This is a genomic window from Pedobacter sp. NO84 (assembly GCF_059703915.1).
The window spans coordinates 53,260-70,616 of the sequence record NZ_AP046575.1 but is presented as its reverse complement, the minus strand read 5'-3'; the positions used below and the strand labels follow the sequence as shown (position 1 = coordinate 70,616).

The window sequence follows — 17,357 nt, the reverse complement described above, 5'->3', positions numbered from 1 at the left end:
GAATTTATTATTAATTTGTACAAAAATACTATTCCTAAACTGATGCGTAGAATTATAAGTAACATATTTTGGACTTTTATCGTCCTCACATTCATTTCTTGCCAGTCGAAAGACAAAACCGACCATAAAAAAGTATTTAATATAAATCTTGATCAAAATGTAACCTCCTTAGATCCCGCCTTCGCACGCAATCAGAATGCAATTTGGATGATCAATCAAATTTTTAATGGATTGGTGCAAGTGGATAAAGACCTGAATACCATTCCTTGTATCGCAAAAACATGGCAAATGAGCAATGATGGACTAACCTATACGTTTAACCTTCGTAATGATGTCTATTTTCAGGACCACCCTTTATTTAAAAATGGCAAAGGCCGAAAAGTGGTTGCAGCTGATTTTGCCTATAGTTTTTATCGTTTAATAGATCCAAAAGTGGCGTCATCTGGAGGTTGGATCTTTAGTGATAAAGTAAAAGACGCAAGTGGATTTAAAGCCTTAAATGATTCTACCTTCCAAATTAGCTTGCTCAAACCTTTCCCGGCATTTATGAATCTCTTAACTGCACAATATTGCTCCGTAGTACCAAAAGAAGTGGTAGAACATTATGGGAAGGATTTTAGGAACCACCCGGTTGGTACCGGACCGTTTAAATTCAAATATTGGAAGGAAGACGAAATTCTTGTATTGCTAAAAAATGAACACTATTGGGAAAAAGATGGTAATGTACCCCTACCCTATCTGGATGCTGTAAAAGTTACTTTCATTAGTGATAAGCAAAGTGCCTTTATGAATTTCATTAAAAAGGAACTCGATTTTTTTAACAGCGTAGATGGCAGCTATCGCGATGATATCCTTACCAAAAGCGGCAAAATGACAAGCAAATACAAGGGTAAATTTCAATTGATCAAAGGCCCGTATTTATGTACAGAATACGTAGGCATTTTGGTAGACACAAGTAGAACCATTGTAAAAAATTCGCCTTTAAGATTTAAAAAAGTAAGGCAAGCTATCAATTATTCCATAGATAAACCAAAGCTAATCAAATACCTTAGAAACAGTGTTGGTACGCCAGCTACATCGGGTTTTATCCCGAAAGGAATGCCAGGATTTGATAGCACCAAAGTAAAGGGATATAGCTATAACCTTCCGCTCGCGATGAAATTACTTGCCGAGGCTGGTTACCCCAATGGAAAAGGCATGCCCGAGCTTACATTAAGTACTTCTACTACCTATCGTGATATTATCGAATTTATTCAGGGCGAATTAAATGCCATTGGTATTAAGGCAAAAGTTGATGTTAGTCCGAGTGCCAGCCTAAGAGATATGATGTCTAAAAATGAAGTAAACTTTTTTCGGGGTTCGTGGATTGCGGATTATCCGGATGGAGAGAATTATCTATCTGTTTTTTATTCAAAAAATCGGGTACCCTTCGGACCAAATTATACGGGTTATTTTAACGATGAGTTTGATCGCCTTTTTGAGCAAAGCTATTTTGAAAGTGACGCTAAAAAACGATATGAAATGTATCATAAAATGGATAACATGATCATGGAACATTCTTCGGTAGTTCCTATTTTGTATGATCAGTCTGTGGTTATGCTACAGAATAATATTAGTGGGTATCCCATTAATCCACTGAGTTTGATGATTTTGAAGAGAGTGAAGAAGAGGTAAAAACAGATTGTTAAATTGGTAATGGAAGTTATAAAAACAATTAAAAATAACGACTTCACAATGTTCTTTCCTAGCCCTAGCTAGATTACATTTTTGGATTGCTATGACCTGGCCGAAGCAAAAAAGATCGCAGTGTTACCAGTTTTAAATAAAAAGCCCCTGCTCAAAAACTGGCAGAGGCTTTAATTAAAGCGGCATTATTTTTTATTGTTGTACACCACCCATTTGACCACCTTGTTGGTTTTGGTCTTGTTTAATATCGTCATTTTTAATCTTCTTTTTCTCCGTAAATTTCAACTTCCCAAATTTATAGCTAAAGTTTAACCCAAATGAACGTAGAGGATAGTAGATATTTTGGGTTTGATAGTTATTTTCCCCTTGTGTTACTGTTTCGATATGTAAATCGCGTTTTAATGGATTTAGAACATTTAAACCAATTGTTCCTTTTTTATTAAGGATGTCTTTTTTTACTGCACCACCATAAAAGAACATAGGTTCGGTTTTACTTTGAAAGGTATAACGAGGTGAATTAACTACACCAAAAAACTCTAAGTTCCAGCCACCTTTAAATGAATTTGCAGAACGCATAAAGAAGTTATAGTTTAAAAACGTTCCTTCGTTCATTCCCTGAATATCTGGTCTACTTTTAACTTCATATGTGTTTAACGCAATATTACTCATCAATGTCCATTTTGGAAGAGGATTGTAAGAGGTAAATAAGTTAAAGCCAAAGCTCTCGGTTGTACCTACGTTTTCGAAAGTTGATAGAATTCGACCGCCTACATTCTTATTAAGCGCCTCTATGATATTTTGAGTATTGCGATAAAAAATAGAGGCATTGATAATTGAGCCCTTAATATAAGTAGTATAACCAAACTCAAAATTATCACTTAACTCTGGTGCTAAGTCTGGGTTTCCCTGAAAATCGAAACTAAGGTTGCTTTTATTTAGAAATGGATTTAAATACGCTAAACTTGGCCGTTGTACCCTGCGATTATAGGCCAATTTTAACGTGGTTGTACCTTTGATAGTTTGTGATAAAATTGCACTAGGGAATAAATTAAAATAATCGTTTTTACCAACAGTAGAACTAATATCCGTGTATTCTGCCCTAATACCACCTTTAAACTGTATTTTCTTGGTTAAATTAAATGCAATTGTACTGTAGGCTGCACCAACGTTTTGGGTATAATCAAAATCATCCCCTGCTCCATATTGACTTTGGATATTTCTAAAAATACCTTTTCCGCCTGCCTCCAGAGTTACCGTTTTACTAAAAGGATATACATAATCTGTTTGGGCAGTGTACTCTTTATTTTCTCCAACGTTGTTACTTGCGATATAACTAAGTGGCGTACCAGACGCAGTTTTGTAATCGTTCACAAATTCGTTTGTATTTTTGCCGGTAGTTAACTGTCCAGATATAGAAAATTCTTCCCCGGGCTTTTTGGTAGTTAACTTGTAATCCATGTTCCAATCCAAATTTCCATTGCTCATATCTGTACTACTGGCAATATTTCCAGCTGCCGCATTGTTATTAAAAATAGCCGAAGATCCGGGACCGCCATTGTAAAAACGAGTATATTTAGCATTTGTGCTAATGTTATTGTAAGCGTTAAAGTCGTAGTCCAAACCTAAACTACCATTAAAGGCTTGTCTAGTCCAATCTGACAGACCATCTTGAAGAACACCTGTTGTTACATTATTTAACGTAGTCTGATTAAAAAACACCACTCTTGATTCTTGTGGATAGGCCAATTGAGTTCCTAATGCAGTATTTACACTAAAACGTCCAGTTTTAGCAGTTAAATTAAAAGCACCAGCATTCTGGCGTGTTCCGGTCGTTGCATTGATACCTCCACTCACTCCTTCAGCATTGCTTTTTTTGGTAATGATATTGATGATCCCACCAGAGCCTTCTGCATCGTATTTAGCAGATGGATTGGTAATCACTTCGACGCTTTTAATTTGGTCTGCAGGCAGCATCTTCAAGGCATCAGCTACGCTATTTGCCATTGTACCAGAAGGTTTTCCATTAATTAAAACACGTACAGAACTTCCACGTAACTGAACATTACCATTAATATCAACCGAAAGCATTGGCACTTTACGCATTACATCAGTTGCGTCGCCACCGGCATTTGTGGCGTCTGCTTCTGCATTATAAACCATACGATCTATTTTATTTTCGATCACTGCCTTGGTTCCCACAACATTTACTTCCTTTAAAAGGCTGGCTGTTGCCGAAAGACTGATGGTACCCACATTGTTGTCTGGACGTTCGGCGGTGGTTTTAATAAGCATGGTTTTCGCCTGATAGCCCATAAATCCAACTGATAATTTATAGTCGTCTGGCGCTACATTTGTTAATATCACTTTCCCTTTTTCGTCGGTAACCCCACCATTAATCGTTTTTCCATCTTTCGCTTTCGCCAAAGAAACCGTAGCATAATCAATTGGCTGTTTAGTTAGTGAATCTATAATAATTGCTGTTATACGGCCGGTAACCGTTGTCTTCTGCGCACCCCCCATAGGGAATTGTGCTTTTGCACTTAACATGATTATTAATCCTGCACATAAAAGTAAAATTCGTTTCATTGTATTATTGCGTTTGTTTTATATTAGTCCTTCAAAAATAGATTTTGTTACAATTCAAGCCTATTGATTTCTGATGATTTGACAAGAAAGAACGGCGAATGGTGTATTTTTCACGGCGAACGAATAAGGAAAAATCTCTGATAGGGATTTCTATGAAAAGAGATGTAATAGGAAAGGTAGGCCGTACTGCCCAATACCTTTGCCTTTATCAAAATAATGCCACAGATGCACAGATTTGGATGTTCTAATCTGCGCATCTGTGGTTAAGGCTATCAAACACATTCGCTTTGCGCCAATGCTACACCACAATATTCACAATCTTTCCTTTTACGAAAATGATTTTTTTAGGAGTTTTACCTTCCAAATAGCCCTGGATCTGTTCGTTAGCTAAAACCATTGAGCTAACTTCAGCTTCGGCCAGGCCTAAACTTAGATTTAAGTTCATCTTCATCTTGCCATTTATAGAAATAGGATAGGCAAACTCACTCTCTTCTAAATAAGCTGGATTGAATTTTGGATAGGAGGCATTTGACAAATCTGTGTTGCCCAATAACGACCATAGTTCTTCGCATATGTGCGGTGCATATGGTGAAAGTACCAGTACCAAATCTTCAAGTACCTGACGGTTTTTACACTTCAGATCGGTTAATTCGTTTACAGCGATCATGAAACTCGATACCGAAGTGTTAAACGAAAATCTTTCTACATCATCCTGTACTTTTTTTATGATTTTGTGCAATGCTTTTAGTTCAGCTTTGCTCGGGATTGAATCTTCTACATGAAACGTCCATTCTTCATTATGGAACAAACGCCAAAATTTGCGCAAAAATTTAAATACCCCTTCAATACCGTTAGTATTCCATGGTTTGCTCTGCTCAAGCGGTCCTAAGAACATTTCGTACATGCGCAATGTATCGGCGCCATAATTTTCAATCAAAACATCTGGATTAACCACATTGAATTTTGATTTCGACATTTTTTCTACTTCAACCCCGCAAATATATCCGGCGCCCTCCCTTCCTCCCTCAGTTGGAGAGGAGATAGAACCGTCTTCTAAGATCAGAACTGCTTCTTTATATTCATCCCTCGACGCCCTAAACTTCTGGATATTTAATTTATCGTTTTCTACGATATTAACGTCAACATGAAGTGCTGAAGTTTTATAATCATTTCTTAAACCATAAGAGACGAAGGTATTAGTGCCTTTTCCTTCGTCATCTACTACACGATACACAAAATTACTCCTCCCCTGGATCATCCCTTGATTGATCAGCTTTTTGAAGGGTTCATCTTCATTTACGTAGCCTAAATCTTTCAAAAATTTGTTCCAGAAACGACTATACAGTAAATGTCCGGTTGCGTGCTCAGAACCACCGATATATAAATCAACGTCTTTCCAATAGTCTATAGCTTCTTTGGAAGCAAACTGGTCATCATTTTGAGCGTCCATGTAGCGGTACCAATACCAGCTGCTACCTGCCCAACCTGGCATGGTACTCAATTCGTATTCGTACTGGTTTTCGTAATTCCAGTTTGTTGCTCTTCCCAAAGGCGGTTCACCACTTTCTGTTGGTAAATATTTATCAATCTCTGGAAGCACCAATGGCAATTCCTCTTCTTTAATCAAATAAGGTAAGCCTTCTTGGAAATAAACAGGGATAGGCTCTCCCCAATAGCGTTGGCGACCAAAAACCGCATCCCGCATTCTATAATTTACTTTAGCTTTACCCACTCCTTCTCTTTCCAACCAATGGTTTAAGTAAGAAACCGCCTCTTTATAGCCAAAATTATTGATGAAATCAGAATTGATGTAGCGGCCTTCCTTGGTAGGGTCCGCTTCAATGGAAATGTCTTTTTGCGCATCCAAGATCGGGATAATCGGCAAATTAAAGTGTGTTGCAAAAAGCCAATCGCGTTGATCGCCGCTTGGCACGCCCATTACCGCTCCGGTGCCATAGCCCGCCAATACATAATCGGCAATCCAAATCGGTACACGTTCGTTGTTAACAGGATTAATCACATAGCTTCCGGTAAAAGCACCAGAAACTGTTTTTGTATCGGCCATGCGATCTAACTCAGACTTCTTTTTGGTTTGGGAAATATAATTTGCAACATCCTGTTCCTGTGCCGGAGTGGTTAAACTTTGCACCAATTCGTGTTCTGGTGCCAACACGATAAATGAAACACCGAAAATGGTGTCTATTCTTGTGGTGAAAACCTCAATGTATGGCGTATGGCGTTTAGCGTTTGGCGCATCATCACTGATTGCGAAACGCTCTACGCTAAACTTAACGCTGGCTCCAACGCTCTTACCAATCCAATTGCGCTGCATTTCTTTAATCGGTTCTGGCCAATCTATGGTATTTAAGCCTTGCAACAAGCGTTCGGCGTAGGCCGATATGCGCATGCTCCATTGCATCATTTTCTTTTGTTCAACTGGATGGCCACCTCGTTCAGAAAAGCCATCTTTTACTTCGTCGTTAGCTAAAACGGTACCCAATGCCGGACACCAATTTACGGTACTCTCTCTTAGATAGGTTAAACGATATTTTAAGAGCTCTTGCTGTTTTTCTTCGTCAGTAAACGTAGCCCAGTCTGTTGGCATAAATGTACGTGTATCTTCATCGCATACAGCTTTAACAGTTGCACTTCCGGCAGCATTAAACTTGGCAATTAAAGTCGAAATGTCTTCTGCCCTGTCTGTCTCTAGATTATACCAAGAGTTAAACAGCTGCATAAAAATCCACTGTGTCCACTTGTAATAAGATGATTCGCTGGTGCGTACCTCACGGCTCCAATCAAACGAAAATCCAATCTGATCCAATTGCCTCCGGTAGGTAGCAATGTTAGCTTCGGTAGTAATTGCAGGATGTTGCCCGGTTTGAATGGCATATTGCTCTGCTGGTAAACCAAAAGAATCATACCCCATTGGGTGCAGCACATTAAAACCCTTTAACCTTTTGTATCTAGAGAAGATATCCGAAGCAATATAACCAAGTGGATGGCCAACATGCAGACCTGCGCCAGATGGATAAGGAAACATATCCAACACGTAATATTTAGGCTTGCTCGAATTTGTTTCTGCCTTAAAAGTTTGGTTTTCTGCCCAAAACTTCTGCCACTTCTGCTCTATCTCTTTAAATTGATAATCCATTGATCTTCTCTTTCTTAAAACGACGCGAAAATACGGAAATTTAGTTTGAGATAGTTTGACAATCTTTAAAAGATTGTCCAACTTAAAAAAGTTAAATTTTGTTAAGCGGCTATTTTTTAGGCAAAGATTTGTTAATTTGCTGCCCAAGATTTAGGCTTTTGTGCAAAAACAAAACCATATTATTTACGTTTTTGCTTATCTTTCCTTATTTTCGCAGAAACAAAAACATAGCTACATGGAAGAATTTGAAGTAAGCGAGGCTGCTAAGAAGACAAAAACAATATACATTTCTACCATTTTCAGCATTGCCCTGGTTTTGTTGATGTTGGGTATGTTGGGTTTGATTTTAGTTCATGCTAAAAACCTTTCCAACTATGTAAAAGAAAATATTGTGTTAAACATTATTGTTGACGAGGGCGCCAAAGAGACAGACATCTTGGCTTTTCAAAAAGAATTGAACAATACGATTTCAGTTAAACAAACACAATATGTAAACAAAGAAGTGGCCCAACACAATTTGACCAAAGATCTCGGCGAAGATTTCGTTAACTTCTTGGGTTATAACCCATTGCTCTCTACCATAGATGTATACATGAAAGCTGATTATGCCAATAATCAAAATATTGATGCCCTCAAGAAAAAAATTAGCACTAACCCCATTGTTAAAGAGGTAGTATATCAAAGTTCTTTAATAGACGATGTAAATGCGAACATCAGTACCATTAGTCTTATTGTATTAGGCTTTGCAATTATCTTAATGGTTATTGCAATTGCATTAATCAATAACACTATCCGTTTGGCCATTTTCTCGCAGCGCTTTTTAATTAAAAGTATGCAGTTAGTTGGCGCTACAAAAAACTTTATTAGAAAACCTTTCATTTTAATGGCTGCGCTGCACGGTATTATTGCCGCATTTATTGCCATAATTATATTGTTGGGCCTGTTAACCTATGCTCAAAAAGAGCTTAAGGAAATCATCATATTAGGAAATTATACCGAATTTGCTATTGTATTTGGTTCACTCTTGGTAATTGGTATTTTCATTACCGCAATAAGCACTTGGTTTGCAGTTAGCAGGTATTTACGTTTAAAACTTTACGATCTTTATAGATAATGACAGAAAAACACTCAGTTCCCGGTAAACAGGAGCAAAAAACAGAAATGGTCTTTAACAGAAAGAACTATCAATTGCTTTTAATCAGCATTGCTATAGTAGTTTTTGGTTTTATATTGATGATCGGCACAACAGGTGATATCTACGACACCAGAAGAACCTTAATTGCACCAATGGTTGTGCTGTTTGGTTTTGGCTTCTGCATCTACTCCATCTTAAAGAAGTAATCTTAATGAATTTCTTACAAGCCTTGATCCTTGCAATAATTGAAGGATTAACAGAGTTTTTGCCAATTTCTTCTACGGGGCATATGGTTATTGCCAGTTCTATTATGGGAATTGCAACAGATGATTTTGTAAAACTTTTTACAGTAGCCATTCAACTTGGTGCCATTTTAGCCGTAGTTGCTGTGTATTGGAAAAAATTTATCGATTTCAGCAGCTTCGATTTTTATATTAAACTCATCATTGCAGTAATTCCAGCATTAGTGTTTGGATTTCTATTAAATGATTTTATTGATAAAGAGCTGGGCAACCCCATATTTATAGCGAGTGTGTTATTAGGTGGAGGTATCCTACTTCTCTTTGTAGATAAGCTCTTTAAAAACCCTACAGTAAACACTGAGACTGAAATAACCAAACTTACTGCATTTAAAATCGGATTATTTCAGGTATTGGCCGTTGCCCTTCCTGGGCTAAGCAGAAGTGCCGCCACCATCTTAGGGGGAATGCAGCAAAAGCTGACCAAAACTGTTGCCGCAGAATTTTCATTCTTTTTAGCTGTACCCACCATGTTTGCCGCTACAGGATACAAATTATTAAAAGGCCACGAACTACTCAATTCGTCTAATATCAAATTATTGCTCTTTGGTAATGTCATTGCCTTTATTGTAGCAATTTTTGCGATTAAATCATTTATCAATTTTTTAACCAAACACGGATTTCGTATTTTTGGCTGGTACAGAATTATAGTTGGGCTTTTAATACTTGGACTATATTTTGCTGGCATAGAACTTAATGTACTTTAATGCTTAAAGACAATAGTGCTACGATATCATTTCCCAATTTCAATTTTGCCGAGGGCGAACTTTTATTAATCAACAAGCCCTATAAATGGACATCTTTTGATGTTGTTGGTAAAATCAGAAATTCACTTAAACCTTTAAAACTAAAAGTGGGTCATGCCGGAACGCTTGACCCGCTTGCTACTGGATTGTTGATCATCTGCACAGGTAAGCTCACCAAAAAAATTGATACTTTCCAAGCAGAAGAAAAGGAATATACCGGTACTATGGTTTTAGGTGCAAGTACACCATCTTTTGATATGGAAACCGAAGTTGATGCTAAATTTCCGATCGAAAAGCTAACGAATGAAGCGATATACCAAGCTACTCAACCATTCAAGGGCGATATTGAGCAATATCCCCCTGCCCATTCGGCTGTTAAGGTTAATGGCGAACGGCTCTATGTAAAAGCTCGTTTAGGGGAAGAAGTTGAGTTAAGAAAACGATATGTAAATGTTAGCGAGTTTGAAATAACCCGGATACAATTGCCTGAAGTTGATTTTAAAATCGTGTGTAGCAAGGGCACATACATCCGCTCACTCGTTTCTGATTTTGGGAAACAATTAAACAACGCAGCTTACCTTTCAAAATTAACCCGTACCCGAAGTGGCAACTTTTTACTTTCTAATGCATTTGAAGTAGCAGATTTGGTTCAGTATCTTCGCACTAAGCGGGAACAGGAATCAATTAAACAGTCTTAAACTAATTATCATGGCAAATAGTAAGAATAAAAACAAACGATTGGTCAAAGAGGGTGCATTAATTATGTGCGGAGTGGTTTCGGCTTGCTTTGGTTTAAAGAGTTTTTTACTGCCAAGTCATTTTATTGATGGAGGGGTTACGGGGATTTCACTTTTGGTTAGCACATTAACCGGTTGGAAATTATCCTATCTAATCGTGCTCATTAACATTCCATTCATAATAATGGGATACAAACAGATTGGGACTGGATTCGCGATCAAAACCACGATTGCGATAACGGCACTTTCTTTTGCCTTAACTTTTTTACCTTTTCATCCCATCACCCATGATAAACTACTGATCGCATTTTTTGGTGGATTCTTTTTGGGAGGCGGCATTGGATTGGCCATGCGTGGTGGTTCCGTTATTGATGGCACGGAGGTATTGGCCCTTTATATCAGTAGAAATAGCATGTTAACAGTAGGAAATATCATCCTTATCTTAAACATTATAATTTTTGCTTTTGCGGCATATTTTTTAAACATTGAAACTGCATTATATGCGATATTAACCTATTTATCAGCATCAAATACCATAGATTTTATAGTTAACGGATTGGAAGCTTATACTGGCGTAACGATCATTTCTGACAAAAATGATGAAATTAAAAATTTCATTATCAATGACATGAAAAGAGGCGTCACCATTTATAAAGGCGAAGGTGGATATTTGGAAAAGAAGGATATTGACATTATTTATACGGTGGTTACGAAACTCGAAATGAGTAAGCTGCAATCAGAAATTAGACAAATAGATCCTGATGCCTTTGTTGTACAACAACAAATTGCCGATATTAAAGGAGGCGTAGTTAAACGCCAAGCTTTACATTAATTCCTATTTCGTTTTGAAGATATACCATCACCTTACAGATTTCAAGAAATTAAAAAATGCCACTGTTACCATCGGCACATTTGATGGCGTACACTATGGGCACCAAAAAATAGTGAAACGTTTATGCGAACTGGCCAAATCTTCTGGTGGTGAGAGCGTAATCTTAACTTTTTTCCCGCACCCGCGGATGATTATTGATCCTGAAAACCAAGACCTTAAACTGATCAATACCATTAAAGAAAAAGCCGAAATCTTAGAAGATCTGGGTGTTGATCATTTGATCATTATTCCTTTTACCAGAGATTTTTCAAATTTAAGCGCAGCCGATTATATCAAGAACATATTAATAGATACCATTGGGACCACACAGATTATTGTGGGTTACGACCATCGTTTTGGTAAAGACAGAAAAGGCACTATGGCCGAATTGATCGCGTTTTCTAAGATATACAATTATACCATTGAAGAAATCCCTGAGCAGGACGTTAATGATGTAGCCGTAAGTTCAACTAAAATACGAACTGCCTTGTTAACGGGAAATGTAGCATTGGCCGCGAAATACCTTGGCTATCACTTTTCGATTAGTGGTCCCGTGATTAAAGGAGATAAAATTGGAAGGACCATCGGATTTCCAACCGCAAATATTTTTGTAGAAGAAACCTATAAGCTCATTCCCAGTGATGGGATCTATGTAGTAACCGTAGAAATGAGCATGGAGAATGGGGCAGAGAGTGCTGGCCAACGCTCCAAGCTCCGCGCTCCGCGCTCCACTTATCGTGGAATGGCCTACATCGGGCAGCGCCCAACCATTAATGGGATGACACGAAATATTGAAGTGAATATATTCGACTTTAATGAAGAGATATATGGTCAGACCATTAAAATGAATTTCTTGGAATTCCTTCGTCACGATGTGAAATTTACTGGACTGGAAGCCTTAACGGTTCAACTTCATCAAGATAAGATCGACTCGTTAAATTTCTTCAAGGAAAATCCTGACTTGTAAGAAAGTGCCTCAAAGCTATATGTCATTGCAAAAAATTGTGATCAATAGCAGGTCTCCTGTATTTGGGCAGACCATAAGAAGTTCCGGTATTAGAGGAAAAACCCAGGGACTTGTAGTGGGTATTGAAAGAAATGGCCAAAGGATTTTAAATCCAGATTCTAATTTGATATTTGAAAATGACGATATTGTTTGGATAGTGGGAAATAATAAAAAAATACCTGACTTATTGAAATAAGTAAAATTTAACCATATGAAAAAGTATGATGAACGCGTAGATGTTTACATCGCGAAGTCGGCCCCCTTTGCACAACTAATCTTAAACCACATAAGAAAATTGGTTCATGAAGCGTCTCCCTTAATCAATGAAACCATGAAATGGAGTTTTCCGCATTTTGTGCATAATCAAACCATATGTTCTATGGCATCTTTTAAAGCCCATTGTGCCTTCGGTTTTTGGAAAGCATCGCTGATGGCAGATCCTTATCAATTATTTGGAGAAAAAGAGAGCGCAATGGGTCAATTAGGACGAATTGGCACCTTAGAAGATTTACCATCTGATAAAATCCTAACTGAGTATATATTGGAAGCATTGAAGCTTGATGAAGCTGGCATAAAGCTCAAAAAAGCACCCACAGCCGTAAAAGCAGCTATTGAAGTTCCGATTGAACTCTCAACTGCATTGGATAAAAATCCGCAAGCTAAACAGACTTTTGAAAGCTTTAGCCCGTCGCACCGAAGAGAATACCTGGAATGGATTACCGAAGCCAAAACTGAAGCAACTAGGTTAAAAAGAACCGAGACCACAATTGAGTGGCTTACGGAAGGTAAACCTCGGCATTGGAAATATCAACGTTAAAGTTTCCAAACAATATTTGCTCCAATTATACCCTCATGATATACTGGAACTGCAACTATTTGTTCTCTTAAAAATGGGCGAATAATTCTTTTAAGATAAGGATAAACCCCAATAGGTAAATTTAGTGGATAGAATTCCAAATCCAGCGCCAGCAACTACATCACTTACCCAGTGCCTGTCGTTGTAAATTCTCAATATTCCAGTGGCTGTGGCTACTAAATATCCACCATACCCATACCACCTGGATACGCCTTTAAATTCTTGATTTAGAAATTCAGCTGCAGCAAACGCAGTAGAAGTGTGTCCCGAAGGAAAGGAATTATAGCTTGTTCCATCCGGTCGAAGACGCTTGGTCCAAGCTTTAAGCTTTGTCACAACAGTTATATTTAAACCTTGGCTCAACATCATCAACGCCGTTTGGTCTATTACATTATGCTTTCCTTTTACTCCAATTAAATCTAAACTGTACACTGTGGTTAAGGGCACATATTTCAGATAATCATCAAGGTGGGCTATAAAATTGGGATGATCTTCTTTAATTTCATTTCTTGTGCTTATGTCGAGCTCGTTTAGTTCGCCTCTGCCCAGTGCAATAGCCCCATAGGTAATAAATAGGGCTGGAATGATATACCTGTTTACTGGTGAATGTAAAGGTGGTGAATTAACTTTCTTAAAATTGTTGATCAAGCTGTCTGATCCCTGACCATAAGCTGTAAAATTTAAAAATAGTAGGGCAACCCACACCAGTGGCTGAATTGTTTTTTGCATTAGCTTTTTGTTAATTGCTTATGAGGGGGGATGTCTCTTCTAAGATAACAGAAAAGTTACATAAAACAACTGCGACAAAAACAAAACGTAAAACCATGAGGAATAGTATTTTATCAGTGATTATTTTCCCAAGATAGTTTTCACACCCTCTCGGTTAGGTTTTGACACGGGAATTTTATCTCCATTTTTCAATAATAGCATTCCACCATCTTCTTTTAGCCAACTTTTTACAAAATTGGGGTTAATTAAGTGGCTTTGATGCGTTCGCAAAAATCCATGTGGTTTTAATAAATCCGAGTATTCTTTAAGCGGTTTTGAGACGAGAATTTTATCTCCACTAATTAAAAAGAAGAAAGTATAGGTATTATCAGCTTCACACCGTAGAATATCACTAATTGCCACATATCTAATTTCATTTTGCTGGGGAAGAGCTATTTTGGGAACTCTAGCTTCTGTTTTTCTAAGTTGTTGAAGTAAAAAACCCAACTGTTCATTCTCTAGTTTATTTTTAAAACGATGCTCGGCCTTAACCACTGCATTTACAAGTTCATCCGGATTTACAGGTTTTAATAAATAATCTAGCGCAGCAAATTTTACTGCCTGAATTCCATATTGATCATAGGCCGTCACAAAAATTACTTCAAACGATTTTTCAGAAAGCTGGGTTAAGAGGTCAAATCCGGAGTATTTTCCCATCTGAATGTCTAGGAATAACAGATCAGGTTGTTGTAGGCTAATCAAATCAATTGCTTCATCTACACGTTGCGCTTGTCCAACTATTTTTACCATTGGGCAATGTTTAGCCAATAAAATTGCTAGATTTTCGAGGTTTGCCCGTTCATCATCGATTAATAGCGCACGCATTACAGCCATTGGGTTAAAGTGATGATAATTTCTGTTCCATTTTCATTAGAATTCATGTTCAATAGAAAAGGTGTGGTAGTGTAAATTGAATTTAATAAAGATATCCTGTTTTTACTGAGTTGCAAACCCAGGCCTTCATATAGTTGCGAAGTATCAAATCCTGTCCCATTATCTTTTATCGAAAGGATTAGATCTTTGTTTTGGGTGGCAAATGAAACCTTGACATGTCCTTTATCTAATTTGGATGCGATGCCGTGTTTTATTGCATTTTCTACAAAAGGCTGTAACAGCATCGAAGGGATTTCGATATTTAAATCGATCGTTTCGGCCAACTCTATTTCGTAGGCAAAACCAAAACGGAACTGCTCCATTTGCAGGTAGTCGGTTAATAATTCTTTTTCTTCGGCCAAACTCACCATTTCTTTTTGATCGAGCACATTTCTTGTTAACCGGGCAAATTTGCCCAAGTAGGTATTGGCCTCGTCCGTCTTATTTTTATTCATCAAGTTTTGGATGCCTGCTAAAGCATTAAACATAAAATGAGGATTGAGCTGAGAGCGAATGCTATTTAACTGCATTTTGATGATATCTTTCTGTTGTTGCGAAAAAAACAATTTTTGCTGGTTTTTCTTTTTGAGAAAAGCCAAACTTGCGGCTAATATGGCTCCGAATATAGCTGCGGTAACTATGCCTAGGATGATTACTTCGCGGGTTTTGAAGGTTTTTTCATCACCTTTGGCTACTACAAACCTAAATTTGGAAATATTAAGTTGATATCTGCCAATATTTTTTTGAAGATCATACCCAAGTTTTGGCTGTATCTTTATTTCATAGTCTCCAGGTTTCTTAAAATATTTTGCATCTATTTCAAAGCCAACCATTCCCTTCCCTACATATTTCCATTTCCCGCTCACCCCCCTCATTAGCTCTTTACTTATTAAATCTATATCGTAAGCGAATGAAAGGTCATTATTTTCTATTACCACCATAACATATTTAGTAGAGCTATCATTTTTAATGGTGTCCCCACTTTTAAATGCATTTCCTATATAATTATAGCTTTTATCAGTAAAAACGGAGACATAAGAGATTACTGCGGGAACTATTTTTTTATTATAAATGACAACTGTGTTAATTTTCCGATTTTCCTTGGTGTAATACATTTGTACGGTAAATTTTTTATCGAAATTATTATACACACCTAGATCTAGAGTTAAATAACCGGGATGATCACTTCCATCCGGCCATTCAAATTTTATTTTTTTCGGAATAGCATCCTTTACTAAATAATTTGTATCATTTTCTATAATAGAATACCTGTAATATTTCAAACTATCCTTATGAATTCGGCTTTCTAATTCTATTTGTTTTGTCCCTTCTAGGTAAACTAAATTACTTAGCTCCCCGAGGTTTATAAACGGATCAATCCTTTTTGTTCCTCCGTCTACTAACAATAAAATGTTGCATTTAGACCATGGTGCAAATACAGAATAATGATTCGGGTTGCCAAACTCATCAACCAAATATTTGTTTGTTTTCTTCTGCGCAAATGCACAAAGTGATAAAACGAATAGCGCAATAACAAGGAATGATTTTTTCATACACAGTGGTTTAATTATATCTAAACCTCTTCTAAATTTTTGGCAATAAAAACCGTAAAATAGTAAATAGAACTTATCAATTAGTATTTGTGGGGAGCAGGATAGAATTGGGCTTCGCCGTTTATTACGTTGACAACTATGCTTTCATCGATTTTTCTTCGAACATTTACGAATATCACCCTCGTCCGCGTTTGAAACGCGGATGCTTGAACACTGCGATTGTATCGCAATTTGTAAATTATGCAACCCTTGTTACCTGCACTGCCTTTTGTTGGCTAAACCGGATTGAAATGGAAATACTTTGTATCAACCTCGTAGGTTCTACAGAACCTACGAGGTTGTAAAAGATTGGAATGTAAAGCCGGACTATCATTCCCAAGTACCACTGCCCGTGCTTTTCTAAAGAAGAAAAATCATAGATTTGCGAAGTTTCTTTGGCTTTCGCACCTGCAAACTTCCTAAATCTAATTTAATCACAATAGATCACAGTTTGCTTAATAATTAAATACAATGCTAGTGCCCATAAAAACAAGGCTATAGATCGATTAATGATATGACTGCTCAGCGCAAATTTCTCTTGAATGTATTGTGCAAAATGAGCATAACCATATAGAGCCAAGGCCGAGCCCATACCAGAGCCCAAACTAAAAATAACCAAGGATAAATAATTGGTACGGATCCATTCGTGTAAGATTACATAATTGCCAAAAAATAGCCAGAATGGAATTTGGACCGGATTTAAGACGCCCAGCAACATGCCATAAAAAACGCTTCCCTTTTTGCTTCGATTATCTTCGGCTTTGGTCTTGGGCACTTTTTTCCGGTTGATCCAAGTAATTGTCCCCATAATAATGAAAAGCATGATCATGAAGGCATCTACATAGGTACCCAACCTCACATCACTAATATTCGAATTGATATTTACGTCACTGGATACCCATCTTGCAAAGCGCATCATACCGAATGTAAAAAAAACCTCAACGCAAGAAAATGCAAGAATAAAATATAGGGCTTGGCGCATTCCCTTATTGATCGTAAGCTGCGCTACAGTAAGATTTATATTCCCAGGAGGAATATAACCCATTGC

15 protein-coding genes are annotated in these 17,357 nt (G+C 37.4%); 9 read left to right on the top strand and 6 right to left on the bottom strand.

Annotated elements, in window-relative coordinates:
• Positions 1-42: 42 nt before the first annotated feature.
• Positions 43-1,674: an ABC transporter substrate-binding protein gene (locus AC6H0V_RS00275; protein ID WP_497561697.1), complete on the top strand. Its 1,632-nt coding sequence runs from the start codon at positions 43-45 to the stop codon at positions 1,672-1,674.
• A 204-nt stretch (positions 1,675-1,878) separates the two neighbouring features.
• Here the strand turns inward: AC6H0V_RS00275 and AC6H0V_RS00270 are convergent, their stop codons facing one another.
• Positions 1,879-4,272, bottom strand: a complete 2,394-nt coding sequence (locus AC6H0V_RS00270) for a TonB-dependent receptor (protein ID WP_497561696.1) — start codon at positions 4,270-4,272, stop codon at positions 1,879-1,881.
• A gap of 298 nt (positions 4,273-4,570) precedes the next feature.
• Entirely contained in the window at positions 4,571-7,426 is a 2,856-nt protein-coding gene (leuS, locus tag AC6H0V_RS00265; protein ID WP_497561695.1) for a leucine--tRNA ligase, read from the bottom strand.
• 235 nt (positions 7,427-7,661) lie between these two features.
• Between leuS and AC6H0V_RS00260 the strand changes: the two genes are divergently transcribed.
• The 8 genes from AC6H0V_RS00260 to AC6H0V_RS00225 are packed head-to-tail and all read left to right on the top strand — an operon-like array spanning position 7,662 to position 13,037.
• Entirely contained in the window at positions 7,662-8,540 is an 879-nt protein-coding gene (locus AC6H0V_RS00260; protein WP_497561694.1) for a cell division protein FtsX, read from the top strand.
• Entirely contained in the window at positions 8,540-8,767 is a 228-nt protein-coding gene (locus AC6H0V_RS00255) for a DUF3098 domain-containing protein (RefSeq protein ID WP_497561693.1), read from the top strand. The genes AC6H0V_RS00260 and AC6H0V_RS00255 overlap by 1 nt, the downstream gene beginning before the upstream one ends.
• A 5-nt stretch (positions 8,768-8,772) precedes the next feature.
• Complete coding sequence (locus AC6H0V_RS00250; protein ID WP_497561692.1) at positions 8,773-9,567, top strand: undecaprenyl-diphosphate phosphatase; 795 nt, start codon at positions 8,773-8,775, stop codon at positions 9,565-9,567.
• Positions 9,567-10,304 (top strand): tRNA pseudouridine(55) synthase TruB, encoded by a 738-nt coding sequence (truB, locus tag AC6H0V_RS00245; RefSeq protein ID WP_497561691.1) that lies wholly within the window; start codon positions 9,567-9,569, stop codon positions 10,302-10,304. Before AC6H0V_RS00250 ends, truB begins: the two co-directional genes overlap by 1 nt.
• Before the next feature lie 10 nt (positions 10,305-10,314).
• On the top strand, positions 10,315-11,175 hold the full coding sequence (locus AC6H0V_RS00240) for a YitT family protein (protein ID WP_497561690.1): 861 nt from the start codon (positions 10,315-10,317) through the stop codon (positions 11,173-11,175).
• A gap of 13 nt (positions 11,176-11,188) precedes the next feature.
• Positions 11,189-12,181: a bifunctional riboflavin kinase/FAD synthetase gene (locus AC6H0V_RS00235; protein WP_497561689.1), complete on the top strand. Its 993-nt coding sequence runs from the start codon at positions 11,189-11,191 to the stop codon at positions 12,179-12,181.
• A gap of 19 nt (positions 12,182-12,200) precedes the next feature.
• Positions 12,201-12,416, top strand: a complete 216-nt coding sequence (locus tag AC6H0V_RS00230; RefSeq protein ID WP_497561688.1) for a cation:proton antiporter regulatory subunit — start codon at positions 12,201-12,203, stop codon at positions 12,414-12,416.
• Between the two features lie 15 nt (positions 12,417-12,431).
• Positions 12,432-13,037, top strand: a complete 606-nt coding sequence (locus AC6H0V_RS00225; protein ID WP_497561687.1) for a YdeI/OmpD-associated family protein — start codon at positions 12,432-12,434, stop codon at positions 13,035-13,037.
• 90 nt (positions 13,038-13,127) lie between these two features.
• On the opposite strand, the gene AC6H0V_RS00220 is transcribed toward AC6H0V_RS00225, so the two are convergent.
• The 4 genes from AC6H0V_RS00220 to AC6H0V_RS00205 form a co-directional block, all read right to left on the bottom strand.
• Positions 13,128-13,805, bottom strand: a complete 678-nt coding sequence (locus tag AC6H0V_RS00220) for a phosphatase PAP2 family protein (protein ID WP_497561686.1) — start codon at positions 13,803-13,805, stop codon at positions 13,128-13,130.
• A 120-nt stretch (positions 13,806-13,925) separates the two neighbouring features.
• On the bottom strand, positions 13,926-14,678 hold the full coding sequence (locus AC6H0V_RS00215; RefSeq protein ID WP_497561685.1) for a LytR/AlgR family response regulator transcription factor: 753 nt from the start codon (positions 14,676-14,678) through the stop codon (positions 13,926-13,928).
• Positions 14,669-16,270: a sensor histidine kinase gene (locus AC6H0V_RS00210; protein ID WP_497561684.1), complete on the bottom strand. Its 1,602-nt coding sequence runs from the start codon at positions 16,268-16,270 to the stop codon at positions 14,669-14,671. The genes AC6H0V_RS00215 and AC6H0V_RS00210 overlap by 10 nt, the downstream gene beginning before the upstream one ends.
• A 469-nt stretch (positions 16,271-16,739) precedes the next feature.
• On the bottom strand, positions 16,740-17,354 hold the full coding sequence (locus AC6H0V_RS00205; protein WP_497561683.1) for a LysE family transporter: 615 nt from the start codon (positions 17,352-17,354) through the stop codon (positions 16,740-16,742).
• Positions 17,355-17,357: the final 3 nt, after the last annotated feature.